This is a genomic window from Lentzea sp. NPDC051213 (assembly GCF_044455585.1).
Lineage (GTDB): Bacteria > Actinomycetota > Actinomycetes > Mycobacteriales > Pseudonocardiaceae > Lentzea.
Genome location: NZ_JBITEX010000002.1, coordinates 579,240 through 603,126, shown reverse-complemented (window position 1 = coordinate 603,126; position 23,887 = coordinate 579,240). Strand labels below are relative to the sequence as shown.

Sequence of the window (23,887 nt, the reverse complement as noted above, 5' to 3'; positions counted from 1 at the left end):
CCGGGCGGGTTGTCCAGCAGCGGGCTGCGCCGCAGGACAACCAACCCGGTCAACCACGGCAGCGTTCGCCCTGCTCACAGATGCGGCCGGCGACGGCGTCCGGTGTGAGGTCCCACAGGATCACGCGCGGGTCGGCGCCCGTGGAGGCGAGCGTTCTGCCGTCCTGGCCGCCGAACGCGAGGGCGTTGGCGGGTCCGGCGTGACCGGTGAGGGACGCGATCTGCGTGCGGGTTGCTGTGTCCCACAACGTGATCGTCGTGTCGCTGCCGGCCACCGCGAGGAGGTTCTCGCTGACGGCGATCTCCCGCACTGCCCCGCGCTGACCGGGCAGCGTGCCGATCTCGCGACGCTCGGCCACGTCCCAGAGCGTGATCGTCCCGCTCGCGTCACCGGTGATCAGCGTGGCGCCGTCGGGGGTGAACGCGATGTCGCGCAACGCCGTGTTGCGCTCGCTCAGCACGGCCAGCCGGCGGTCGTGCTCTACGTCCCACAGCACGAGCCGGCCGTCCTCTCCTCCTGAGGCGAGCAGGTTGCCGTCCGGGCTGAACTGCAGGGCGTCCACCTCGGCGGTGTGTGCGGCTGGCAGGACCCGCGCGGGTGCGGGCGTGCGGGGATCGAAGAGCCGGATCGTGCGGTCCGCGCCGCCGGAGGCCGCGAGATCTCCCTTGGGGTTCAACGAAAGCCCGGTGACGGGGCCTTGGTGTCCCGCGAAGGTGCGGACGGGTGTGCGAGCGGCGATGTCCCACACGGTGACCGGGCCGTCCTCCCCCGCGGACAGCAGCGTGCCGTCGGGGTGGAACAGCAGGGACTTCACGGTGGCCGGCGCCGTGAGCACGTGACGGCGTGCGCCGTCCGCTCCCCACACCATGATCGCCCGGTCCGCCCCGCCGGTCGCGACGGTGCCGTCAGCGGTCGTGGCTACGGCGAACGGTGGGACGGCGTGTCCGGTGAACGGCGGAAGCGCTTCGGGCCACAGGCTGACGCTGTCGTCACCACCTGCGGCGATGCGGGTGCCGTCCGGACTCAGTGCGGCCGCGAAGAACGCGCCTGTGCGGCCGATCAGTCCGGTTAGCCAGCCGCCGTCGGGCACTGACCACCAGCGGATGCTGCCGTCATCGCTCGCGGACATCAGCTTGCCACCGTCGGGCGTGAACCTGACGGACCGGAGGCTCGCGGTGTGCCGGCGTAGGAACTCGGGTGCTGCGTCACCGGCGCGCAGCACGACCTGGCTGTCCTCACCGCCGGTGGCGATCACGGTGCCGTCCGGGCTGAGCGCGATCGTGCGCACCGCGCCGTCGTGATCACGATGCGTGCGCCCGGTTTTCGCGTTCCGGTCGTAGACCAGCGCGCCGTGCTTGCCGGCCAGCGCGACGAGATCACCGTTGCCGCTCAGCGTGACGCCGTTGAGCGCGCCGAGATCGTGCGGAATCCGCGCCGACTCCCGCCACTGCGCGTCCGGTTTCTCCCAGAGCAGCGCGGTGCCGTCCTGCGAGACCGATGCTAGCCACCGGCCGTCGGCGCTGAACTCCAGACCGGTGATCCTGCTGTGCGGCAACGAGATCTGCTGCACGGGCGTGCGGTTGCGCAGATCCCAGACGATGATCTGCCCGTCGTCGGAACCCGAGACGACGACCGGAGCGCTGGGGTGGAACGCCAGTGCGTGCACGGACGCCTGGTGCCCGGTGAGCGCGACCGGCGCCGAACCCGGATCGCGGACCAGCACCGACCTGTCGTCGCCGGCGGACGCGAGCTTTCCGTTGCCGCTCAACGCCACCGCGCGGACCGCACCCCGGTGGTCCTTGAAGACCGTGCGGGCCGGCTTGTACGCGGCGGTGCTGAGCAACGCGCCGAGCGCCTCTGCGGTCGGCGCGGTCCGATAGGCCGACACAGCAAGGGTTCTGGCCGCGTCCGGCCACGACTCACTGAGGTCCTGGGCCTGCAGGGCGAGCTGACGAGACTGGGCGACGTGCTGTTCGGCGACGGCGGCACGGCGCTGGACCACCGCGGCCACGGCGACGACCGCGCACACGACCAGCAGCACGGCGAGAGTCCTGACCAGCGTGCGCAACCGGCGCGTGTGACGTGCGGACGTCGCGAGCTCGGAGTTCTCCTGTGCCGAGCTGGCCTCGAGGAACTCGCGTTCCAGCTCGGTGGACAGCGCCGGCCAGTCGGGTGTCTCCGCGATCGCACGTGCCGTGGCCAGGCGAACTCCCCGGTAGAGCGCGCCCGGATCGCGGCCGACGCAGACCCACGCGTGGGCGGCCGCGGTGAGATCACGGTGCCGGCGCAGGCGTTCGCGGTTCTCGTCGGTCCAGCCTCGTAACCGGGGCCACGCCTCGATCATCGCCTCGTGGGCCAGCTCGGCGCCGCCCTCGGTCACCACCACCAGCCTGGCCGTCGTCAGCGCGTCGAGGGCGGCCGCCGTCGCGTCGCGGTCACCGGCGCCGAGGATCTCCTCCAACGCGGCGCGGCTCCGCACGCCGACCCGGTCGTCCTCGCTGGAGACCAGGCGCAGCAACACCCCGCGGACGGCGTCCCGGCTCTGCTCGTCCAGCCGCGTGTAGACGTCCTCGGCGGTGGCCGCGATGGCACCGCTGACCCCGCCGGCCTCCCGGTATCCGTTGAGCGTCAGCGTTGCGTTCTCGCGCCGCCGCCACGTCTCCAGCAACGCGTGGGAGAGCAGCGGTAGCGCGCCGGGTCTGCCGTGCGCGTCGGTCAGCGCGGCGGTCACCATCTCGGGTTCGAGCGCCAGGCCGGCGGTCGCCGCGGGCACCTCGATCGCCCGGCGCAACTCGTCCGCGTTCATCGGCCCGACCAGCAACTGGGCATCGCGCAACGCGTCCACCAGGGCAGGCATCGCCGCACAACGGCCGAGGAAGTCGACCCGCCCGGCCACCACCACTCGCGCCCGGCGTGCCAGCAACGCGCTGACGAACTCATCCCGCTCGGCCTCGTCGCGGCACAGCGTGAAGATCTCCTCGAACTGGTCGACCACGATCAGTTCCTGGTCGCTGGTGCGTGCCCGCAGTTCCGCCACGGGATGGGCGGTGGGCGTCAGCACGACCGACCTGATTCCCAACGCCGGCACCAGACCCGCGCGCAGCAACGAGGACTTGCCGCACCCCGAAGGCCCGAAAACACCGAGGAAACGGGTGTCGGCCAGTTTGGCCACCAGGCCCGCGACCACCGCTTCCCTGCCGTGGAACCGCGCCGCGTCCTCGGCCTGGAACGCCGCGAGTCCCAGGTAGGGCGCGATGTGCTCGTCCCAGCCGGGAGCTTCCAGTTCCTCCGCGATCTCACGCCAGTAGCCGGTCCACGCGTCGACGTCGCCCTCACACGCCCGCACGTAGCCGAGCGTCACCTCCAGCGACGGGAACTGGCTTCCTCCCGCCGCCTCCGACAACGCGGTCGAGCCGAAGTGCGCGCGGCTGGACAACTCGCGGTAGCTCGGCGAGCCCGCCTTCTCCCGCAGCTGTCTCAGGTCCCACGCGAACCGCTGCACCGGCCCGGCGTCGGGATCGATCTTGCGCTCTGGCCGTCCCACCAGGTTCCTCCCCAGACAGGGCCGTTGATTGTCCAGTGCTGATCAGGGCTGCTGGACAACTCCCGGCCGAATAGAAACCTCTCCGAACAGAGGAGATCGACATGCGCAGGTTTTGGTTGCCCGTGCTGGTAGCCGTTTCGTTGACATCAACACCCGCGGTCGCCGCGCCGGACCAGATCACCGAACGCGACGGCAGCGCGTTCGCACTCACCGCGGACTGGTCGCTCGACGCCAAAGCGGCCGCGCTGACCACTGAACTGGGCACCCGCCGCCCGGTGCCGGAGGTGCTCGGCTCCGCCAACCGCAGCACCAACTCGTGCTCCGACAGCCGCAAGCAGGCGCAGCCGGAGCACTACGACCGCACGGACCTCCCGCTCCCCCAGGACAAGATCCTGCACAGCAGCGCCAGGTTCTGCTGGGACGAAGGCGACAGCCTGGTGTCCTACTGGGTTCCGCAGGGCGTCAGCGGGTCGTCCGACGCGGACGACGACGAGCTCTGGGGCTCGGACCGCGTGCTGCTGGTGGCCTGGTACCACGACAAGGGCAAGGCGGGCACGCCGGAGAGCCACGGCGTGCGGATCTCGTTCGTCGACAGGAACACCGGCAAGTACCGCCACGTGCTGCTCGCGGAACCGGTGAGCGGCACCGATTTCAAGCCCGTCCCGATCCACGCCGGCGGCATGGCCTGGCTCGGCCGCTACCTCTACGTCGCCGACACCTCGCGCGGGATCCGCGTGTTCGACGTGGAACGCATCCTCGAGGTCTCGACCTCGCGTGACGACGTCATGGGGTTGTCCGGCGGCTCCTACTACGCCTACGGCTACCGGTACGTGCTGCCCCAGGTCGCGACGTACAAGCAGGCCGTCGTACCCGCGTCACCGTGTTCGCCGCAGGCCGGCGCGCTGTGCTTCTCCTCGCTCGCGCTCGACCGCAGCACGACCCCGGACTCCCTGGTGGTCGGTGAGTACCGCGACGGCCGCAGCACCGATCCCGCCGTCGACGGTGGCCGAGTCGTGCACTACCCGGTCGACGCCACCACGCGGAAGCTGACCCTGTCCGGCGGCAAGGCCGTGCCGCGCACCACCGTCACCACGCCGAAGACTAACGTCCAGGGCGTGCAGACCTGGAACGGCCGCTACTACCTCGGCCGCAGTTCCGCGGACAAGCACAGCTTCCTGTTCGCCGGCAACGCCAACGCGCCCATGACCACCTACAGCTGGGCCGTGGGCGGGGAGGATCTGTACTACGAGCACGGCAGCGGCCTGCTGTGGACCGCGACCGAGCACGCCTACAACGGGTCCGGTGAGGTGATCGACAAACGCGTCGTGTTCGGCGTGCCGCTCAGCAGCATGTCGTGAACGATGACTGCGGCCTGGCCGGCGCTCACACGCCGACCAGGCCGTTGACGCATCTGGATCACATGGTGACGCGGATGTGGAACGCGTCGCCGTCGACGATCCGGTCATAGGCGTACCACGCGCCGATCCACGTACCGGCCGCCTGGTTGTCCGCCGACGGGATCACCTTCACCGAGAAGTTGCGCAGCGGGTTGTGGTTCGGCGACGCTCCCTCCTGAGTGGTCTGGAACGGGTACTCGTCGCAGTCGTGGTCCGGCTTCGGGTACGAACCCGGCGGGAACTCCGGACCCCGGCAGGTGCGGCGCGCCTCGTCGGCGTTCTCGGTGCGCCACTGCTGGTCGTAGAACAGCCGGTGCAGGGCCCCCTTGCCCTCGATGCCCGGGATGCTCTTGCCCACCACGCTCGGGATGGTGGTCTCCGGGTGTTCGGTAGCCTGCTTGTAGTGCGCTGCGGACTCCTTCATGGCGGCGAACTCCGGGGTGTTCACCGGGAAGTTCAGCACCGGTTTGGCGTCCGGGAAGATGCCGCCCTGGCCGCCGGTGTAAGCGGTGAACTTCAGGTACTCGGCGGAGTCGAAGCGGACGCGGTTCTTCGGTGTGCTGATGCTCCGCTTGCTGTTGCCGGGTGCGGTGGCCTCGATGAAGATCCACGCGTTGCCGAAGCCCAGAGCGTCCGGATTGGACGGTGTGCGCGGCGGCTCGTCGCCGACCACCCTCATGCGCGCCTCCTCGCCGACCTTCCACTCGGCGATCGAGCGCTCGACCGACCGCATCGAGTTGTCCGGGTTGCAGTCGTCGGCGTGCACCACCGGATCACACCGCATGTCGACGCGGATTCGCATCACAGCGTCGACAGGGGTGTCGTCCTCGAAGTTCGTGAGGTGGACGCTGTAATGGGCCTGGCGGAAGTGGGTGGAGCCGTCCGCGATCGTTGTGGCGGTGTAGACGATTCGGCGGCCGACGCAGATCAGCCCGCCCAGCCAGCAGTTCGTCTTGAAGTGGATCGCGGCGGTGCCCGCCCAGCAGAACGAGTAGTGGTTCTTGGTGATGCCTTCCTTGGCCGGCGGGCCGTCCGCCGTGTCGCGGCACTGCTCGAAGGTGAAGTGCTCGTACTTCAACGGTGGCGGGGTCCAGCCGGCCGCGGTCGCCGGTGGGGCCGCCGTCGGGTAGCCCTCGGAGAACCTGCTGCCCTGGTCCGCGCGCACGGCGGCCAGGTCGCGCAGTGGTGGCGCGGGCGCGGCGGGGGTGGCAGCGGGTTCGCCGACGCCGCCCGAGTTGATCTCGGCCAGCGCCCGGTCGGTGTCGATGTAGGCGGCCACCCACGAGCCGTTCGCCAGGGCGGTGCCGGTGATGTTCTTGCTGTCACCGATGGGCGGAGCGCCTTCGCGGCTGAAGTCCTGCCAGGTGTTGCCGGTCGTCCTGGCACCGGAGGCCGGGTCGACGCCGAACCTGCCGCGGAAGATCTTCCGCTCGTTGGTGGCCGACAGCACGGTGAGCGCGCCGTCCGGCTCCAGGATCACCGCGGGCTGGCCGACACCCGCGTGGCCGTCGAAGGTGGTCCAGGCGCTCCACGAGCCTCCTGGCGCTGCCTGCCGCTTGGCCGCGACATGGCCGTCGGCGCGACGCACCACGACCTCCAGGCTGCGGTCGGGGCGGGTGATCACCTGCGGATCCGTGGACTTGTTGTTCGCGAAGCCGGCCTCGCTGATGCGTTCCCACGGTGCGAAGGTGTCGCCGCCCGGACGTTGCGCCGCCTTCCAGACCGCGCCGTTGCTCGCCGACGCGACGACTTCCAGGGCGTCGCCGACGCCACGAGCGGCCGATGGTGATGTGTCGAGCTTCTTACCGCCCAACGAGAACCACGGTGACCAGTCAGCACCACGCTGAGATCGTGCCCACACGGCACCGTCGGTGCCGGTGGCGAACAGCCACAGGGCACCACCGCGGCCGCGCGCCACCGCGGGCGGTAGGGCGTAGAGATTCTTACCTCCCAGCGAAACCCACGCCGACCACGCGCCGTCACGGCCCTGTTGCTTCGTGGTCCAGATCGTGCCGTCCTTGTTGGAGAACAGCTGCAGCCCACCGTCGTTCGTCTCGACGACGGCGGCGTTGCGGACGTCGACCTCGGGGCTCACCGGGACGGCGTGGTAAGCGGACTCACCTCCGACGCCCCGCAGCTCGACGTGCCGGAACCTGCCGGGCTTGCGAGTGATGTAGGCCAACCTGTCGTCGGATGTGGTGATGACGAGAGGTGGCAGCGAAACCTGAGTCGCCGCCACGACATCAGGAGCGCCGGCCGCGGTGAACGGCGCGGCGGCAAGCGTGCTTCCGACGATCGTGAGGCCGGCGAGCAACGCCTTGACTCTTCGGTGTAATCGCAGCACGAAAACGCTCGTGTCTGAAGACACAAGTAACCCCCAGTTGTTCAAATGTGATTTCTCCCCAACTCGATGGTGAGGGGAAGACCAAGAACGAAGTACCGCCTTCCGGACCAACGACCCGCCCCGTGGTCCAGGATGTAGGCATGACCGAGCCCGTCGAGGTTTCCTGGGAACGGATTTCCACGTGGCTGCGCATGAACGCACCGCGCACCCGCGCTTCCGTCGCCGCACCTTCGTCCGAAGTGGACGATCAGCTCACCCGGTTCCCCTTGCCGTTGCCCCACAGCCTGGCCATCTGGTGGCGACTGACCGGCGGGGCCGGCCACTCTGACCTCCTGCCGCCGTTCTACGCGCCGCTGTCTGCCGAGGAGGCGCTTGCCGCGTACGAGGGCCTGCGCACCGATCCCGTGCTGGACGAGGAAGAGGAAGCGGGCAGCCGATCCGGGGTCTTCCTCCCGGAGTTCCTCCCCATCGCCGCCGCGGGCACGGGCGACTTCCTCTTCGTCGACCTCAGAACCGGCGACGCGCGAGGCTGCGTGCGCGACTGGGCCAGGGACGACGGCAGCCTCGGCGTGACGCGGTGGCAGGGCGTCGCCGAGATGCTGGCCGACGTCGCCGACGCCCTCGTCCACGACCGGCCGGCTCTGCGATGGCACGCGGAACAGGCGGCCGCGCGGTTCTTCACCGCGGCGACCTACGAACCAGCGGTCGAGGACGGAACGCTCAGGTGGGTCGCGAGCGAGACTTTCCGCTACGGCAGTTGACGCCCGGCCTGGACGCCGGCAGGCCGAAGGTGCACGCGGCTAGTCGAAGGTGCAGAGACGTCCGTCTGCCATCCGGTCGTAACGCCATCCGGAACTACGTTCTTGCACCGTGAAGGCGATGGTGACAAGCGCCCCCAATCAGGGCCATTTCTATCCGATGATCCCGCTGCTCTGGGCGTTGCGCAGCGCTGGTCATCATGTGCTGGTGGCGATGCCGGACACGATGACGGAAGTCGTCTCCCGCACCGGGTTGTGTTCGGTGTCGCTCGGCGCGGACGTGGTGTTGTCCGACCTGGCGCCCGACCACGGGTCCCGGCCGCCGCAGGAGCCGGGTCCGGCGTCGCTCGCCGACCACGTCGCGTCTTACTACGTTCCGTTGGCGCACAAGATGATCGAGGCCGTCGACGACGTCGTGCAGCGGTGGCAGCCGGACGTGCTCATCCACACGTCGTGGGAGTACGCGGGTCCGGTGGTCGCGGCGCGGCACGGGATCCCGACCATCAAGCACGGCTGGGGCCTGATGCTGCCGCCGTCCGTCGATGCCGAGGCGCACCGCCGGTTGGAACCGCTGTACCGCGAGTGGGGACGGCCTGCGGCACCCTCGCGGTGGGTGGACGTGTGTCCGCCCAGCCTGCAGACCGGTGCGCCTGAGTGCTCGTCGCTCGCGATGACGTGGACGCCGTTCAACGGCTCGGCCGTGTTGCCGCAGTGGGCGCTGGAGCGCGGCACCCGGCCACGGATCGCTGTGACGCTGGGCAATGTGCCCATCTCGGGCGACCACGACTCCGTGTTGCGGCGCGTGCTCACGGCACTGTCCGATGTGGACGTCGAGGTGATCGTGGGCGCAGGCTCCGGACTCGGCTGTGCGGACGTGCCGCCGAACGTGCGAGTAGTGCGCGGCATCCCGATGTTCGATCTGCTGCCGACCTGCGATCTGGCGATCACGCACGGCGGAGCTGGCAGCGTGTTGGGGGCGTTGGCCAACGGCGTGCCACAGCTGATGCTGCCGCAGATGTGCGTCCACTTCGAACACGGTGATCGCGTTGCGGCGGCTGGCGCGGGCATCTGTTTGCACCCAGGCGAAACCAGCGTCGAGAACCTGCGCGAGGCCGTGCTCGGTCTGCTGCGCAACCCGAACGCCCGCGAGGTCGCCGCCCGGTTGCGCGCGGAGAACGAGGGCCTGCTGTCCCCTTCCGAAGTCGCCGCACAACTGCTGGGAGTCGCCGCATGACCGCCGAAGCCGCAGAGCTCAAAGAAGACGCGGTGCTTGCAGCCGTGCGGGCGCACCACCAGGAGGCGGAGTACGACTTCGTGCCCGGCAAGACACCGGTGCTGACCGGTGGCGCGGTGTTCGACCTGGACGACCGCGTCGCACTGGCCGAGGCAGCGCTGAACATGCGCATCGTGTCGGGCCAGCACACCCGCGAGTTCGAGTCCGGCATCGCGCGCACGCTGGGACTTCGCAAGTCGCTCATGGTGAACTCGGGCTCCAGCGCCAATCTGGTCGCGATCAGTGCGCTCACCTCACCCGCGCTGGGAGCCAGGGCACTGCGGCCGGGCGACGAGGTGATCACCGCGGCGACGGGCTTCCCGACCACGGTCAACCCGATCATCCAGAACGGCATGGTGCCCGTCTTCGTCGATGTCGAGCTCGGCACCTACAACGTCACCCCGGCGGCCGTCGAGGCGGCGATCGGCCCGCGCACCAAGGCGATCGCGCTGGCGCACACGCTCGGGAATCCTTACGACGCCGCCGAGATCAGCCGGATCGCCCGCGAGCACGGCCTGTGGCTGGTCGAGGACAACTGCGACGGCTTCGGTTCCACCCTGAACGGCAAGCTGACCGGCACGTTCGGCGACGTGTCGACGCTGAGCTTCTACCCGGCCCACCACATCACCACCGGCGAAGGCGGTGCGGTCGCCACCAGCAACCTGAAGCTGGCGCGGGTGATGGAGTCGATGCGCGACTGGGGCCGTGACTGCTGGTGCGAGCCGGCGAAGGACAACACGTGCTTCAAGCGGTTCGAGTGGCAGATGGGCACGCTCCCGGCCGGCTACGACCACAAGTACATCTACACGCACATCGGCTACAACCTGAAGTCCACCGACCTCAACGCCGCTCTCGGCGTGACGCAGCTGCGCAAGCTCGACCGGTTCACGGCCGCCAGGCGACGCAACTGGCAGCTGCTGCGGGACGGTCTCGCCGGTGTGCCGGGGCTGGTGCTGCCGGAGGCCACCGCGGGAAGTGAGCCGTCGTGGTTCGGGTTCCTGATCACGTTGGACCCGTCGTTGCCGTTCTCCCGCAACGAACTCGTGCAATACCTGGACGACCGCAAGATCGCCACCCGGCTGCTGTTCGGCGGGAACCTGCTCCGGCAGCCCGCCTACCGCTCCATCGAGCACCGGGTGTCCGGGGAGCTCAGGAACAGCGACCTGATCACCGAGCGGACGTTCTGGCTCGGCACGCACCCGCGGCTGACCGAGGAGATGATCGACTACGTCACCTCGTCGATCGGGGACTTCGTGGCACTGGGCCAGTCGGCAGCCGCGTGACGCACTTCGGTTGCCGCTCAGGAACTTCCTGGGCGGCAACCGAAGTTCTGCGTCAGGCGATCGGCACGGAGATGCTCGTACCCGCCAGGTTGACGGTGAACGGCCCGGCGAGAGGGTCGGCGTGCGTGTCCATGTTGAAGTTGTCGCCGATCAGCACCAGACCCAGCCGGTGTCCCGCGGGAACGACCCGGTCCACCGCGCCCAGTGCGAACCGCACCGACACCGGCTGACCTGGCGTCAGCGGTGTGGCAGTGCGCAACGACTGGCGGTTCTTGAGGTCGATCACGCCCCTGGCGAGGGCCGTCACGTACTGGTCTCCGTCGGCGAAGGAGACGAGGTAGGCCGACAGCGGCGTGCTCGATGTCGTGGGGGTCACCGACGCCGTCACCACGGGTGTGCCGGCGATCCGGGTGCTCGCCGCGCGGACGGGACCGGCCGCGAAGAGCCGGATCGGTGCGCCTCCCGCGGTGTCGAACAGCGGCTTGTTCTCGCCAGTCGGCACGATGTCGAAGGTCCCGCTGGCCGGAGCCAGCCGGAGAGGCGCGCGTCCGGACACCGGCTGCCCTGCGAAGAAACGCACGTGTCGTGACTGGGGCCAGCGTGCCTGCTGCACCCAGTTCTCCTGGTCGACGTCCTGGACGTCGACGGCAGGTTCGCGGTCGACCCCGTTGCGTTCACCACGCAGCCAGCGGTCGAACCAGCGGTCGACGAGGTCGTTCCAGTCGTCGAAGCGGCCCTTGCCGGGAACGTAGTTGTGGTCGGCCTCGGTGATCCACGCGCGGCGTGGCACGCCCGTAGCACCGAGCGCTTCCCACAGCGGGGTGAACTGGGTGATCGGCACGTTGAAGTCTCGCTGCCCGGTCATGGTCAGCGTGGCTGCGGTGTACCTGCTGGTGTCCCGGACGTAGTCGCGGGCGTCCCAGAACGCGTTCATGTCCGCGTTTTCGCTGTCCTCGGCCACTCGGATCTCGTCGCGCTTCCACGCGCAGCGGGCACGGGCGTCAGGACCGGCCACCTTCGCCGCGAGCTTCGACATGCTGTCGATTCGCCCGATCTTGAGCAGACCGTTGATCCTCGTCCAGCCGTACCAGCGGGAGATGGCCGAGGTCGGCACGATGGCCTTGAGCCCTCGCACGCCTGCCGACGCCAGCCCGATCGCCAGTGTGCCGTCGTAGGAGTGGCCGATCATGCCCACCGACCCGGAACTCCAGGACGCCGTGACCGGTTCTCCCGCCCGGTTCCACGCCTTGCCACCGCCGGTCAGCCAGGAGATCACCCCGGCCATCGACCGGAGGTCGTCCGGACCACCGACATCGGTGCAGCCCGTGGACCGGCCGGTGCCCTGGACCTGCACCCAGATGTACGCGTACCCGCGAGCCGCCATCCGGAACGCCGGCCAGTGGTAGCGAACCTCACCGGTGAAGCCGGGCCCGGCCGCCGGATCGGCCACTCTGTCCTTGAACCCCTCGTGGTACGGGCTCGCCTCCATCACCACGGGCACCTTCTCGCTGGTCCCGGGGCGCATGATGTCCGCCCAGACCCGGTCCAGGACGCCGTCGCGATCTGTGTCCAGCCCTGTCTCAATTGAGACGGTCTCGATCACAGCCTCCTCGGGCGCCGCGGGGGTCACTGCCGGGGATCCCCCTACCGCCAACAGAACTGAAAGTCCAAAGTGGAGCATGCCGGAAGTGTGGCACCCCTGAAGTGTTCGCACCTCAAGACTTCAGGCACACCACTCGCCCGTTCAGGCATCGGCGCGTCCCAGAGGGGCGCCCTTGCTGACGACGCGGTGGTCGACCAGCGTCTTATAACGTTTCAATTGGTGCCCGACTACGGCTCGATCCATCATCGGTCAATACCCGAAACAGGTGACACAACGTGCCGAACGGCCTGAACGTCGGAACTAACGACCACACACCGCCAACGCCACACCCCCTCTCGCGCCGATTGAAATGAAACGTTACAATCCAGCCCGTGGACCTCCCCCGTGATGCTCGTGCATGGCCCGTTGACCGGCCCGTTGCGTGGGTAGGACGCCAGGAGGAGACAGCCGTGCTCGACACCGCTGTCGATGCGCTGACCCGCGGCGAAGGAACCGTGCTCTGGGTGGAAGGCGAACCCGGCATCGGCAAGTCCGCGTTGATCGCGGCGGGCGCGGACACCGCGCGTGAGGCCGGGTACGACGTGCTGTGGGGTATGGCCGACCAACTCTCCCAGCGGTTTCCCCTGCGCGCCATCTGCGACTGCCTCCAGGTTCGCACCAACTCACCCGACCCGCGGCGGGCGGAGATCGCCACCTTCCTGCGCGACCGCCGGCCGGGGCTGCTGGCCGGCGACGAGATCGTGTACGCCGCGGCCGAGATGCTGGTGTCACTGGTGGACGAGCTCTGCACCGCGTCCCCCACCGTGATCGTCCTCGATGACCTGCACTGGACCGACGAGGCGTCGTTGATGGTGTGGCACCGTTTGACGCTCGCGGCGGAGCAACTGCCGCTGTTGCTGATCGGCGCCTCGCGCCCCGGCCCGCGCCAGCAGGAACTGCAGAAGATCCGAGCGTCGGTGCGCCGCCGCGGCGGCACCGTGCTCACCCTCGGCGCGCTGGACGACACCGAGGTCGACGCACTGATCACGAGCATGATCGAAGCGCCGGGGCAGGAGGTGAGCCAGCTCGCGGCTCAGGCCATGGGCAATCCGCTGTACCTGCGGGAACTGGTCGATGCCATGAACCGCGGCATGATCGCCGGTGTCCCCGCCTCGTTCGCCGCGGCGCTGGGCGACCGGTTGAGTCTCGTGCCGGAGGCCACGGTGGAGGTGCTGCGCGCCGCGGCGATGCTCGGCGGCCGGTTCTCCGTCAGTCACCTGGCGGTGGTGCTCGACCGGCCCGTGTCGGAACTGACCTCCGGACTCCAGGACGCGATGGCGGCCGGAATTCTCACCGGCGCCGACTCGTACCTGGCGTTCCGGCATCCGTTGATCCGCCAAGCCCTGTACGACACCACTCCGGCCGCGCTGCGTTCGGCGCTACATCTTGAAGCGGCGCAAGCACTTCTGGCCGCCGGGGTGGAACCGATGGGGGTGGCGCAGCAACTGCTGGCGGCCGAGGAACCAGGCGGCGGCTGGGCTCGCGGCTGGCTCGTCGAGGCGGCACCGGTGCTCGCCGCACGGGCGCCGGACATCGCCGCCGAGCTGCTGCAACGCGAGCTCGACCAGGTGGTATCGCACGACGACGAGGGCCAGACGCTCGCGATCGAGCTCGCCAGGGTCCTGCTCGGCATGGGCCGCCACGAGGAAGCCGCGACGCGAGCCCGTCAGGCTCTGACGGTGACCGCCGATCCCGACGGCCGCGCCGAGCTGTACTGGGTGCTGGCACGCGCGCTTTTCAGCGCCGGCCACAACGACGAGGGCGTCACCACCGTCGAGCGTGCGCTCGGGCAACCGGACGTCCCCGGCGCGTGGCGCGCCCGGTTGCTGGCGGCGCTCGCGATGTTCCAGCGCGCCGTGGTGGGAGATCTCGACGCCGCGGACGCCACCGCGCACCAGGCGTTGAAGGTCGGCGAACAGGCAGGTGACACCTTCGCGGCGTCCTATGCGCTGAGCCACCTCTGGCTGAGCCACTCCGTTCAGCGTGATCATCTCGGCGCCCTGAGCTACCTCGACCGCGCGCTGACCGTGCTCAGCGACGGTCCCGACCACGCCAATCTCCGGTCGTTCGTCTTCGACGCCCGCATCTTCACCCTGCAGAACCTCGCCCGCTGGCCGGAGGCCGAGGAGACCCTGCACGAAGCGCAGGAACTGGCCCACCTCAACGATCCCGGCCGCGCCACGTCGAGTCTGTCCGCGGCGGTGCTGCTGTACTGGCTCGGCAGCTGGGACGACGCGCTGGCCGAACTGAGCTCCGTCGAGCAGGACGTCTCGACCGTCACCTACGCCGGCCGCCTCGACCGCGGGCCGCTGCTGATCTGGCGTGGTGCCGCCTCACTGATCGCCGGGCGCCGCAACGACCGCGCGACCGCGGCGGAGCAACTCCAGGCCGGACTGGCCATTCCCGTCCTGACCGTCTCGGACCAGGAGAACCTCGACTTCCTGCTCGCCGCGCAAGCGCTCGCCGCCGAGCAGGACGGGGATCCGCAGCAGGCCGTGTCGATCCTGTCCGCGGTGCTGCAGCGGCGGCCTGGCGAGATGACGCTGACCCACCAGTGGCTGCCGGAACTCGTCCGGCTCGCGCTGTCCGTCGACGATCACGCCACCGCCGGTGCCGCACTCGAGGCCTGCCAGGCGGAAGCCGCGGTCGAGACCCAGCCGGCGAGGGCGGCGGCTGCCAGCAACCGGTGCCGGGGTCTCTTCCACGGCGATCCGGCACCCTTGCGGGAGGCGGTCGCGCACTACCAGGAGCTCGGTCCGAAGGTGGATCTGGCGAGCGCGCTGGAGGACCTGGCCGTCGTCCTCGCGGGCAAGGGCGAGAACGCCGAGGCGAGGGACGTTCTCGACCAGGCGATGTGCCTCTACGGTTGCGTCAACGCCGCGTGGGACATCCACCGCGCCGAGCGCCGACTCCGCGCACTCGGCGTCCGTCGTGGCGTCCGCGGTCCTCGCGTGCAGCGCGCCGCCCACGGGTGGGGTTCGCTCACGCCGACCGAGCTCAAGGTCGCGGGTCTGGTCGTGGAAGGCAACTCCACACCGAGCATCGCCAAGGACATGTACCTGTCCCGGCGCACTGTGCAGACCCACATCTCGCGCATCATCACCAAACTCGGCGTGCGAAGCCGGGTGGAGATCGCACGGGTGGCGCTGAGCCAGGGTTCCGCGACGTAACCGGTTCCGCGTCAGGAGGCGAAGAGCCGCCGGGCGTGCTCGTAGCTGGCCGCCGCGCACGCACGTTCCTGCGCCGCCTCGGGGCCGCCGTGGTCGGCGAGCCGCTCGTACAACCGCCCCTTGGCCTGGTACCAGGCGGCGACCTCCTCGTCGGCGGCCCCTGCGCCGGGCCGGTGGTAGAACAGCGCGGTCAGCTCGATGATGGCGTTGAACGTCTTCGATTCGGCCATGACGAACTCCTCGTCTCAACTGAGACACAACCTGGCGAGCCTCACCACTTGAGACATCCGTCAGCTGTGCACAGCCGTACGTCCCCGACGTGCGGAGCGGATGGGTGAGAGGCGCGCGGGAGCCTCCACGTTCGCGCAGCTCAGAGCCACTTTGACGTACATTTCCCGCCAATTGGTACGCGTCATGACTTACGGGTGTGCGCGACTGACAGATGTCTCACGGAGTGCGGTGCTCGATCTTGGAACACGAGCAGGAGAGCGCACCCGACGCGGCGGACCGCCGCGCTGAGACGAGGAGTCGTCGTGACCGCTGGTTCGATCGAGGTCCGGCTGCTCGGACCGGTGCGCGCGTGGCGCGACGACCAGGAGATCGCACTGGGCTCGGCCCATCGACGTGCCATTCTGTCCATTCTGGCCATTCGCTCGAACCGGGCCGTGTCGAAGGCCGAGCTCATCGGCGGCGTGTGGGGCGAGGCGCTGCCCACCAACGCGGTCGCCAGTCTCTACACCTACGTCTCCGGTCTGCGCGGCGCGCTGGAACCCCAGCGCACCAAGCGATCCGAGGCCGGGGTGCTCACTTCGGCGGGATCCGGTTACTCGCTGCTGCTCGGTTCGGACGCACTGGACGTGCACGTCTTCGAGCAGCGCCGCACCCGCGCCGCGCGGGTGGCGGACAGCGACCCGGCAGCCGCGCTGGCCGAGCTCGACGCGGCGGTCGCGTTGTGGCGCGGCACCGCGTTCTCCGGCATCGACGGCCCGTTCGCCGAGGCGCAGCGCGTGCGGCTCGACGAGTTGCGTCTCGACACGCTCGAACGGCGTGCGGCGCTCCGGCTCGCGATGGGTGGCCACGCCGAGGTCGTCGCGGAGTTGCGTGGACTGGTCTGCGAGCACCCGTTGCGCGAGGGACTGCGTGCGGTGCTGATGAACGCCTTGTGCCGCAGCGGCCGGAGCACGGAGGCGCTCGAGGTGTTCCACGACATCCGCCGCCTCCTGGCCGCGGAGTTCGGCACCGAGCCCGGCCTTGCGCTGCAACGGTTGCACCAGCGAGTCCGCGCCAACGACCCGGCACTGACCGCCCGGCCGGCCCCGCGCACCGCGCAGGTGACGTCGCTGCGGCATTCCACCGTCCACGAAACTCCGCCGACGCTGGTCGGCCGCGACGACGAACTGGCCGTCGTCCAGCGAGCGGTGACCGACGTCGCGGAAGGTCGCGGCGGGTACCTCTGGCTGGAAGGTGAGCAGGGCGCAGGCAAATCGGCGATCGTAGCCGCTGGTCTCGCCGCTGCCGACGGCTGCCGGGTCGTCCAGGCCTCGTGCGACGAACTGAGGCAACGGCTCCCCTTCGGAGTGCTCGCGGACTGTCTCGGCGTGCACCGCTCGGCGCGTGATCCGCGCCGGACGGCCTTGGCGAACGCCCTGCGGGACGAGGGATCCACCGATTCGGGATGGACCTTCGAGGACTCGACGGTGGCCGTGGTGGAGCACTTCGTGGGCTTTGTCAGCCAGCTCTGCGCGGAGGGCCCGCTCGTGCTCGTGGTGGACGACGCGCAGTGGATCGACGAGGCGAGCAGCCTCGTGTGGCGGCGCTTGGCGGCGCTGACCCACAGGATGCCCTTGCTGCTGATCGGCGTTTCCCGGTTCGCGGCACGCCGGGTGGAACTGGAGCGGCTGCGTCGAACCGTGCGGGGGTCGCGCGGCGAGGTGATCACCATCGACCCGCTGCCGGAGAACGCGGCGCACGCGCTGCTCACCTCACTCGTCGGAGCGGCGCCCAGCCCCCGGTTGCGTCAGGTCGCCGCCCGCGCCGGCGGCAATCCCCTGTACCTCAAGGAAACGATCAGCGCACTGGTCCGGGACCGCGCCGTGCAGATCCGCGGCGGTGTGGCCGAAGTGGACGAAGACGCGGACGCCGGGATCCCGCCACGGCTGGCTGCCGCGCTGATCGGACGGCTGCGCCACTTGTCCCCAGCGACCACCGAAGCGCTGCGGTGCGCGGCGTTGCTGGGCGACGAGTTCGCGCTCGGCGACCTCGCGGCCGTCCTGGACCGCCCGGCCGAGTCACTCGCGCGGGTCGTGGAGGAAGCGACGACGACCGGACTGCTGACGGACGCGGGCGCGGTGCTCGTGTTCCGGCATCCGCTGGTCCGCCAGGCGCTCTACGCCGGCATGCCGGCGTCGATCCGCGCGGCGCTGCACCTGCAGGCCGCGCAAGCGCTCGCGACCGCGTGCGCACCGGTCGGCCGCGTGGTCGAGCAACTCGCCGCCACCGGATCGGCCACCGCCTCGTGGATGGTCACCTGGCTCGTCGGCAACGTCAGGAAGATCGAGACCGTCGCCCCCGAGGCGGCTCTTCGCCTGTTGCAGGACGCCTTCGACCACTCCTCGCTGACCGACGAGGACCGCGACCTGCTCGCGGCGGCCCTTACCCGGCTGCGCCGACGCCGCGAGAGCGGTGCCCCGGTCGCCGGTGTCGTCCGGCACATCGCTCTCCGCACCGCCGTCGCGGCTCGGGACGAACACGAAGCGGCGGCATGAGGACGATGACCGGCTCGAACACTGTGACGGAGGTGCCCTCGTTGGAGCCCACCCGCGACGTGCGTGCGGTGAAGATCGGCAAAGAGTTCGACCACGTCGACACGGATCGGGACAACATCACCTCCCTCGAGGACTGGGACGAGTTCGTGGACTACATGTGCTCCCAGTTCGACGTCGACTCCGGTTCGCCGGCGGGACTGCGGTTGCACGAGTCGGTGCGCCGCCGATGGCAGGCCGTGACAAGAAGCGTTCAAGGGCAGGACGACCACAAACTGACCCGGGGTGAGTACGTGTCCTACTTCTGCGAGACACCTCCGTCGGCTTGTGCGGACCTGGTTCTCGACCACGCCGATGCCGTCTTCGTCCTGTGCGACCGCGACGCCGACGGGCACCTCAACCGCCAGGAGTTCGTGGCCTTGTTGCGTGCCTACGGCGTACGCGAGGCCGAACTGGCCGAGACCATGAACCGGATCGGCCTGCGCGACGGCAGGGTGCTGTCGAAGGCGAGGTACGCCGATCTTGCGATGAACTTCTGCTTCAGCACGGACGCGCTGACTCCCGGCAGCTGGCTCATGGGGCGGGTGTGAGATGTTCCTGAGCGACGACGAGATCGACGAGTACCACGAGAGTGGATACCTGCAGTTCGATTCGCTGTTCTCCGGCGATGAGGTGCAACGGCTGCGCCAGGCTTTCGAGCTGGACTGCGAGGTGCCCGGTCCACATCGCATCCTGGACGGGCGTTCCGACGACATCCGAGCCGTGTACTCCTCACACACGCGCAGATGCGAGTTCGCCGCACTGATCCGATCGCCGCGCCTGCTCAACCCGGTCCGGCAACTGCTGGCCTCCGACGTCTACCTGCACCAGTTGAAGATCAACTGCAGCCAGGCCTTCAGCCGTGGCAGCTGGGTCTGGCACCGGAAGTTCCCGGCCTGGCGGCGGCAGATGGACCACCTGGACTCGCCTGATCTGGTCAGCGTCGGATTGTTCCTCGGCGACGTGACGGAGCTCAACGGGTCGTTCACCGCTCTGCCGGGTTCGCATCGTGACGGGCGCCTGTGCGACGACCGCTCGATGACGATCACGCAGATGACCGGACTGGTGAGCCGCCACGGCATGGCGAGCCTGCAGGGCGCGGCCGGGTCGGTGGTGTTCCTCCACCCCGAACTGGTCCACGGCTCGGGACCCAACGTGTCACCGTTCCGCCGGGACTTCCTGACCGCGACCTACAACGACATCGCCAACGCGCCCCGGCCGCCCGGCCGGCAGTGGCCGGACACCGCGCGACCCACGCCTCTCATGCCTCTTGCCGAGGCTTCTTGGGGATCACCGCCGCGCAGGCTCGCACCCAGGAGGAGCTCCACCGAGCCGACCGGCGCCTAGCGGCCTGTAGCTCATCGGCACCAGATGATGCGCCCCAGTTTGACGAGGTCGCGGAAGTACGGCGGCAGCATGTCGTTGGACGCGTAAGAGTCCACCATGAACAGACGGTGTGGCACCGCCTCGACAGCCAGGCGAACCTCCTCCGTCACGCGCATCAGGGAACGCGGATGCGTCGCCGGGGCGAACTCGATCACGTAGTGCCACGCCTGGGGCAGGTCGTCACTGGCCGCCAGGCGACAGCCGACGCGAAGGCTCAGCGCGCCGGGCGTGTTCGCCACCACCAGCAACGCGGCCGCGTCCATCAGGCTGTCGGAGATCGTGCACAGGGATTCCGCGATCGGTATCGCGAAACGCAGGGGTATCGGCCTGGACGTGGCCACCGGGATGACCTTCAGCAGGGCCCGGCCGGTGTGGCTTCCCATCACCATCGGGGCCAGCAGACCGATCTCCTTGGCCTGCAACGACAAGGTTCCGTCCGTGCCGGCGAGGAAGAGCTCGAGGGCCGCCTCCGCGACCCGGTCGTCGGCCAGCAGGCCCTGGATCCAGACGACGAACTCGTCGTCGAGCTGCTCGGACACTTCCAGCAGAACCCGTCTCACGCGATTCGCGTTGATCGGGTCGTCCGACCGCAACATGGCTCAGTGATACGTGAGGATCGCGCGGCGGCGGCACGCATTCAAGCCATCAAGCCCTTCCAGGCACGTAAGGTGCACCTTTCGGCTGCCCTGACCCCACGTGGTTGACGACCTGGCAGATTCGGGCCGTGCGCCTGCCTGATCGTGCAGAGCCTGGTGGCCGGCGTGGTGCGCCGACCCGGAAATTCAGTACTTTTCCTTTAGCAGCAAGCCTTCGTCCCCCCTCGGAGGCGCACTGCTCCAGCCCCCGCCGGCGCTGCTCGAGCGGGGCGGGGGCTGTCGACTTCCTCAACGGAACTCTTGCCCCATCTGCAGAAGGAGTAGGTCGCACCATGGGAGGACGAATCCGTCCGGTCAGTTGCATCGTGTCCGCCGCACTCATCGGCCTGGTCACCGCGACCGGCGGATGTGCGCGCGTGGAATCCGGAGGTGCCTTGCCGGCCGCGGCACCGCCGTCAGGATCCACCGCGCCGGCGGCCACGCCGGCCACGCCGCCGCTTGCGGCCTGCGCCGACGTCGAGGTGACCGTCGGCAGCGCCACACCTGTTGCAGGCGACCAGCAAACGTTCAAGTTCGAGCTGCGGCTGCGGAACTCGGCCGCCACGGACTGCCTGCTGTCCGGGTTCCCCGGTGTCAGCTTCGCCGGCGCGGACGGACGGGTCCTCGACGTGCCGAGGTCCGCGGCTTCGTACCAGCAGGTGCGACTGTCACCCGGCGCCACCGGGCACAGCGAACTGGTCACGAAGCTGGGCGACAACGCGACCGGCTGGCACGTCAGCAAGATGAACGTCACGCCGCCGAACGGCACGAAGGCCGTGCCGGTGACGTGGCCGCACGGACCGTTCGTCCTCAAGGGAGACCAGATCGCACCCGGCAACCAGATCGGACCAGTGCTCCCCGGCTGAACCACCGCACCACGGTCACGTGGGCATCGTGACGAACGGATCCACCTCCTTGAGTTGCTGGAACTGGTCCTTCGCCCAGTAGCTCATGTTCGAGTCGTCACGGCCGAGCAGTTCCACGTACTGCGCCCAGGAGACCCACCGGAAGGAGTCGACCTCCTCCGGGTTCGGAGCCGGTTCGTCGTCGACGACCGCGGTGAAGACCGGGCAGAACTCGTGCTCGATCACACCGTCGAACTCCGGGCTCTTGTAGGTGTACCGGGGAAGTACGCACCGCACGTCGAACAGCTTGGGCAGGCCCAGTTCGTAGTCCGCGCGCCGCCGCACCGCGTCCTCGATCGGCTCACCGGGCGCCGGATGGCCGCACACGCTGTTCGTCCACACGCCGGGCCACACCTTCTTGCTCAGCGCGCGCCGGGTGATCAGAAACGCGTTGTCAGAACGCCGGAACACGTAACACGAAAAAGCCAGGTGCAGCCGGGTGTTCGCGTGATGGCTGGCCAGCTTGTTGCCGGTCTCGCCGGTCGGCACGCCGTCCGCGGTAACGAAGACGACGCGTTCCTCGTCGATGTTCATGAGCTCGTTCCACTGCCTTCCACGAGGAGTTCGGAGCACCAGCAGGGTTTCAGCGGGACCACGGTGCCAGTGGTCCCGCTGAAACGACACCACCACTCACCAGGGAACCGGGCCACGCGCGTGGAAGAACCCACCGGTGGGACCGGACTGCCCGATCTGGGCGAGGCGAAGGATCACTTCGATCCCCTCCTCGATCGTCTGCGTGCCTTGGTGATGGGTCATGTCCGTGGCCGTGAAGCCGGGGTCCACCGCGTTGATCCGCATGTTCGGATGCGTCTTGGCGTACTGGACCGTCACCATGTTCAGCGCCGTCTTGGACGAGTGGTAGGCGAGGCCCGGCACCGTGAACTCGAAGCTCGTCGGAGCCAGGCCGAGGCCTATCGAGCCCAGGCCGCTGCTCACGTTCACGACCACCGGGTTGTCGCTCAACTCCAGCAACGGCAAGGAGTTCTGCATCACCCGCACGACGCCGAAGACGTTGGTGTTGAAGACCGCCTGCATCTCGTCCGCGGTCACCTCGTCCACGGGCTTGTACGGCCCGCTGACACCGGCGTTGTTGATCAGCACGTCGAGCCGGCCGGCGCGTTCACCGACGGCTGCCAGCGCCCTGGCCACGGAACCGTCGTCGTCGACGTCGAGCTGAACCGCGTCGCAGCCGATCTCCTCCGCGACTTCCTTGCCCCGATCGAGATCACGCGCGCCCAGGTAGACGTCGTGACCTCCGGCAGCCAACCGCCGAGCGGTTTCCCTGCCCAGCCCTCGCGTTGCTCCAGTGACAAGAATGGTAGCCATAGCGGTTGCAACTCACCTGTTCCAGTAGCTGAAGACGCGCGGACCGGCGTCTCCGGTGTAGTCCGCCTCGACCTTGAGGTAGCCGCCCGTCGGACCGTAGGTCGGGTTGAAGATCAATCCGCGCTGCTCGGCCTGGAAGGGAGCCTCGACCGCGAACCTCTCGGCCAGCGGATGCCAGTGCTTGGGGAAGTTCTCCTCGCTCGCGGTCATCGCGAAGCAGAGCCTGCGCGCCTGCGGCACGTCCCAGTCGAACGTGTAGTAGGCGTTGACCGCTTCGGTGTCGCGCCCGATCTCCTCGTCGGACGGCAGCGCGGCGTCCATCTCCTGGATCATCATCGCCACCTCGGCGCGGGTGAACGAGCCGGGCGTGAGCATCTCCGAGTAGAGGTTCATGCTCCCGTTGTGGAAGTCGAAAGCCATGATGCAGAACCGTTCGAGCCGGACCTTCGCGAACCGCTCGCGGTGGTTGCGCACCGACTCGGGGAGGTACTTCAGCTCGAGGAGTTCGTCGAACGTCGGCGGTTCCTCGAAGAAGGCCCACGCCTTCTCCATACCGCGGGCCACCGAGGCATCGACCCCCCACCACAGCGGGAGACGGTCGATCACCTCGTCCACCATGCTCTCCACGGGGTGACCGCTGGACTTCAGCAGGCCCTTCTGCCGAGCCGTGGCAACGGGGTTGTGCGGCAGTTCCGGTGTCATGTAACGGAAGTTGACAGTCCGCTTGGCCGCGTTCTGCGTGGTGGTCCGGACCGTGATGGTGCCCGTGGCGTACTGCTCGTTGAAGGTGTCGATCATCTCCGAGACCGCCCGGTCGTTGAAGTCGACCTCGGCGATCTCCGCGTACTTCCGCAGGTCCGTGTGCAGCTGGACCAGGTCTGTCTTGGTGTCGGGCAGCAAGGGGGTACTCCGTTCTCGCAGTAGGTGGGCTCAGTCCCTGGCGAGCTCGACCACTTGGGCGGCGTGGAGATTGGGCGGCGCGCCGACCGCGGCGGCACCGAAGCTGGTGAGCAGCGCGAGGTTCTCCTCGTCCTTGCGCCCCTCGGCCCTGCCCACCGACTGGAAGTACTTCTCCAGCGCACCGGGCAGTGCGCCGATCAGGACCTTCGCGGAGTCGGTGACGGTGTCGAACGTGTGCGGCAGGCCGCGGGGAGCGAAGGCGAAACCGCCCGCCTCCACGTCCCACGACTCGCACTCTTCGAGCGTCGTCCCGCCGATCCAGATGCGGACAACGCCTTCCAGCACAACCCAGAACTCGTCCTCGCGGGTGTGCACGTGGATGGGCGGGGCGTTCCCGGGAAGCACCGTGTTGCGAATAACCGTGAGCGCACCGCCGGTGGCGTCCTCCGGCAGGACCTGTTCGAAACTCGTCGCGTAGTAGTCGAACTCAGGACCGTCTCCCACGTTGGCCACGTGGGGGCGC

At 69.1% G+C, this 23,887-nt stretch carries 18 protein-coding genes; 9 read left to right on the top strand and 9 right to left on the bottom strand.

Annotated elements, in window-relative coordinates; all coding sequences use genetic code 11:
* Window positions 1-49 precede the first annotated feature (49 nt).
* Window positions 50-3,544: a hypothetical protein gene (locus tag ACIA8G_RS09490; protein ID WP_396417893.1), complete on the bottom strand. Its 3,495-nt coding sequence runs from the start codon at window positions 3,542-3,544 to the stop codon at window positions 50-52.
* Between the two features lie 101 nt (window positions 3,545-3,645).
* Between ACIA8G_RS09490 and ACIA8G_RS09485 the strand changes: the two genes are divergently transcribed.
* Window positions 3,646-4,902 carry a hypothetical protein gene (locus ACIA8G_RS09485; protein WP_396417892.1) on the top strand — a complete coding sequence of 419 codons (1,257 nt, stop codon included), beginning with the start codon at window positions 3,646-3,648 and terminating at the stop codon, window positions 4,900-4,902.
* A gap of 58 nt (window positions 4,903-4,960) precedes the next feature.
* Here ACIA8G_RS09485 and ACIA8G_RS09480 read toward each other — a convergent pair whose 3' ends face one another.
* The gene (locus tag ACIA8G_RS09480; RefSeq protein ID WP_396417891.1) at window positions 4,961-7,285 is read right to left on the bottom strand and encodes a NucA/NucB deoxyribonuclease domain-containing protein; all 2,325 of its coding nucleotides are present in this window, start codon (window positions 7,283-7,285) and stop codon (window positions 4,961-4,963) included.
* Between the two features lie 140 nt (window positions 7,286-7,425).
* Between ACIA8G_RS09480 and ACIA8G_RS09475 the strand changes: the two genes are divergently transcribed.
* The 3 genes from ACIA8G_RS09475 to rfbH all read left to right on the top strand — a co-directional run bounded on the left by ACIA8G_RS09475 (window position 7,426) and on the right by rfbH (window position 10,599).
* Window positions 7,426-8,046 (top strand): SMI1/KNR4 family protein, encoded by a 621-nt coding sequence (locus ACIA8G_RS09475; RefSeq protein ID WP_396417890.1) that lies wholly within the window; start codon window positions 7,426-7,428, stop codon window positions 8,044-8,046.
* A gap of 157 nt (window positions 8,047-8,203) precedes the next feature.
* On the top strand, window positions 8,204-9,277 hold the full coding sequence (locus tag ACIA8G_RS09470) for a nucleotide disphospho-sugar-binding domain-containing protein (RefSeq protein WP_396417889.1): 1,074 nt from the start codon (window positions 8,204-8,206) through the stop codon (window positions 9,275-9,277).
* Complete coding sequence (gene rfbH / locus ACIA8G_RS09465) at window positions 9,274-10,599, top strand: lipopolysaccharide biosynthesis protein RfbH (protein WP_396417888.1); 1,326 nt, start codon at window positions 9,274-9,276, stop codon at window positions 10,597-10,599. Before ACIA8G_RS09470 ends, rfbH begins: the two co-directional genes overlap by 4 nt.
* A gap of 52 nt (window positions 10,600-10,651) precedes the next feature.
* On the opposite strand, the gene ACIA8G_RS09460 is transcribed toward rfbH, so the two are convergent.
* Window positions 10,652-12,202 carry a CocE/NonD family hydrolase gene (locus ACIA8G_RS09460; protein ID WP_396417887.1) on the bottom strand — a complete coding sequence of 517 codons (1,551 nt, stop codon included), beginning with the start codon at window positions 12,200-12,202 and terminating at the stop codon, window positions 10,652-10,654.
* Between the two features lie 371 nt (window positions 12,203-12,573).
* Between ACIA8G_RS09460 and ACIA8G_RS09455 the strand changes: the two genes are divergently transcribed.
* Window positions 12,574-15,411, top strand: coding sequence for an AAA family ATPase (locus ACIA8G_RS09455; protein WP_396417886.1), 2,838 nt, complete (start codon window positions 12,574-12,576; stop codon window positions 15,409-15,411).
* A gap of 11 nt (window positions 15,412-15,422) precedes the next feature.
* On the opposite strand, the gene ACIA8G_RS09450 is transcribed toward ACIA8G_RS09455, so the two are convergent.
* Window positions 15,423-15,641: a hypothetical protein gene (locus tag ACIA8G_RS09450; protein ID WP_396417885.1), complete on the bottom strand. Its 219-nt coding sequence runs from the start codon at window positions 15,639-15,641 to the stop codon at window positions 15,423-15,425.
* 303 nt (window positions 15,642-15,944) lie between these two features.
* Here ACIA8G_RS09450 and ACIA8G_RS09445 point away from each other — a divergent pair, with 303 nt between their 5' ends.
* The 3 genes from ACIA8G_RS09445 to ACIA8G_RS09435 are packed head-to-tail and all read left to right on the top strand — an operon-like array spanning window position 15,945 to window position 19,559.
* Window positions 15,945-18,176, top strand: coding sequence for a BTAD domain-containing putative transcriptional regulator (locus tag ACIA8G_RS09445; protein ID WP_396417884.1), 2,232 nt, complete (start codon window positions 15,945-15,947; stop codon window positions 18,174-18,176).
* Window positions 18,173-18,763, top strand: a complete 591-nt coding sequence (locus ACIA8G_RS09440; RefSeq protein ID WP_396417883.1) for an EF-hand domain-containing protein — start codon at window positions 18,173-18,175, stop codon at window positions 18,761-18,763. The genes ACIA8G_RS09445 and ACIA8G_RS09440 overlap by 4 nt, the downstream gene beginning before the upstream one ends.
* A 1-nt stretch (window position 18,764) precedes the next feature.
* Entirely contained in the window at window positions 18,765-19,559 is a 795-nt protein-coding gene (locus ACIA8G_RS09435) for a phytanoyl-CoA dioxygenase family protein (protein ID WP_396417882.1), read from the top strand.
* An 11-nt stretch (window positions 19,560-19,570) separates the two neighbouring features.
* On the opposite strand, the gene ACIA8G_RS09430 is transcribed toward ACIA8G_RS09435, so the two are convergent.
* Complete coding sequence (locus ACIA8G_RS09430; protein WP_396417881.1) at window positions 19,571-20,158, bottom strand: hypothetical protein; 588 nt, start codon at window positions 20,156-20,158, stop codon at window positions 19,571-19,573.
* A 368-nt stretch (window positions 20,159-20,526) separates the two neighbouring features.
* On the opposite strand from ACIA8G_RS09430, the gene ACIA8G_RS09425 reads away from it, so the two are divergent.
* Window positions 20,527-21,099, top strand: a complete 573-nt coding sequence (locus tag ACIA8G_RS09425) for a DUF4232 domain-containing protein (protein WP_396417880.1) — start codon at window positions 20,527-20,529, stop codon at window positions 21,097-21,099.
* A gap of 15 nt (window positions 21,100-21,114) precedes the next feature.
* Here ACIA8G_RS09425 and idi read toward each other — a convergent pair whose 3' ends face one another.
* The 4 genes from idi to ACIA8G_RS09405 form a co-directional block, all read right to left on the bottom strand.
* Entirely contained in the window at window positions 21,115-21,672 is a 558-nt protein-coding gene (gene idi, locus ACIA8G_RS09420; protein ID WP_396417879.1) for an isopentenyl-diphosphate Delta-isomerase, read from the bottom strand.
* A gap of 96 nt (window positions 21,673-21,768) precedes the next feature.
* Entirely contained in the window at window positions 21,769-22,464 is a 696-nt protein-coding gene (locus tag ACIA8G_RS09415; protein ID WP_396417878.1) for an SDR family NAD(P)-dependent oxidoreductase, read from the bottom strand.
* Window positions 22,465-22,476: 12 nt separating this feature from the next.
* The gene (locus tag ACIA8G_RS09410; RefSeq protein WP_396417877.1) at window positions 22,477-23,364 is read right to left on the bottom strand and encodes an aromatic prenyltransferase; all 888 of its coding nucleotides are present in this window, start codon (window positions 23,362-23,364) and stop codon (window positions 22,477-22,479) included.
* 30 nt (window positions 23,365-23,394) lie between these two features.
* Complete coding sequence (locus ACIA8G_RS09405; protein ID WP_396417876.1) at window positions 23,395-23,877, bottom strand: cupin domain-containing protein; 483 nt, start codon at window positions 23,875-23,877, stop codon at window positions 23,395-23,397.
* Between the last annotated feature and the right edge of the window lie 10 nt (window positions 23,878-23,887).

Bases quoted from the DNA above. Each gene is read 5' to 3' on its own strand.
- ACIA8G_RS09485 (WP_396417892.1), top strand. From the start codon at position 3,646: ATGCGCAGGTTTTGGTTGCCCGTGCTGGTAGCCGTTTCGTTGACATCA.
- ACIA8G_RS09475 (WP_396417890.1), top strand. From the start codon at position 7,426: ATGACCGAGCCCGTCGAGGTTTCCTGGGAACGGATTTCCACGTGGCTG.
- ACIA8G_RS09470 (WP_396417889.1), top strand. From the start codon at position 8,204: ATGATCCCGCTGCTCTGGGCGTTGCGCAGCGCTGGTCATCATGTGCTG.
- rfbH (WP_396417888.1), top strand. From the start codon at position 9,274: ATGACCGCCGAAGCCGCAGAGCTCAAAGAAGACGCGGTGCTTGCAGCC.
- ACIA8G_RS09450 (WP_396417885.1), bottom strand. From the start codon at position 15,641: ATGGCCGAATCGAAGACGTTCAACGCCATCATCGAGCTGACCGCGCTG.
- ACIA8G_RS09440 (WP_396417883.1), top strand. From the start codon at position 18,173: ATGAGGACGATGACCGGCTCGAACACTGTGACGGAGGTGCCCTCGTTG.
- ACIA8G_RS09435 (WP_396417882.1), top strand. From the start codon at position 18,765: ATGTTCCTGAGCGACGACGAGATCGACGAGTACCACGAGAGTGGATAC.
- ACIA8G_RS09425 (WP_396417880.1), top strand. From the start codon at position 20,527: ATGGGAGGACGAATCCGTCCGGTCAGTTGCATCGTGTCCGCCGCACTC.
- idi (WP_396417879.1), bottom strand. From the start codon at position 21,672: ATGAACATCGACGAGGAACGCGTCGTCTTCGTTACCGCGGACGGCGTG.
- ACIA8G_RS09415 (WP_396417878.1), bottom strand. From the start codon at position 22,464: ATGGCTACCATTCTTGTCACTGGAGCAACGCGAGGGCTGGGCAGGGAA.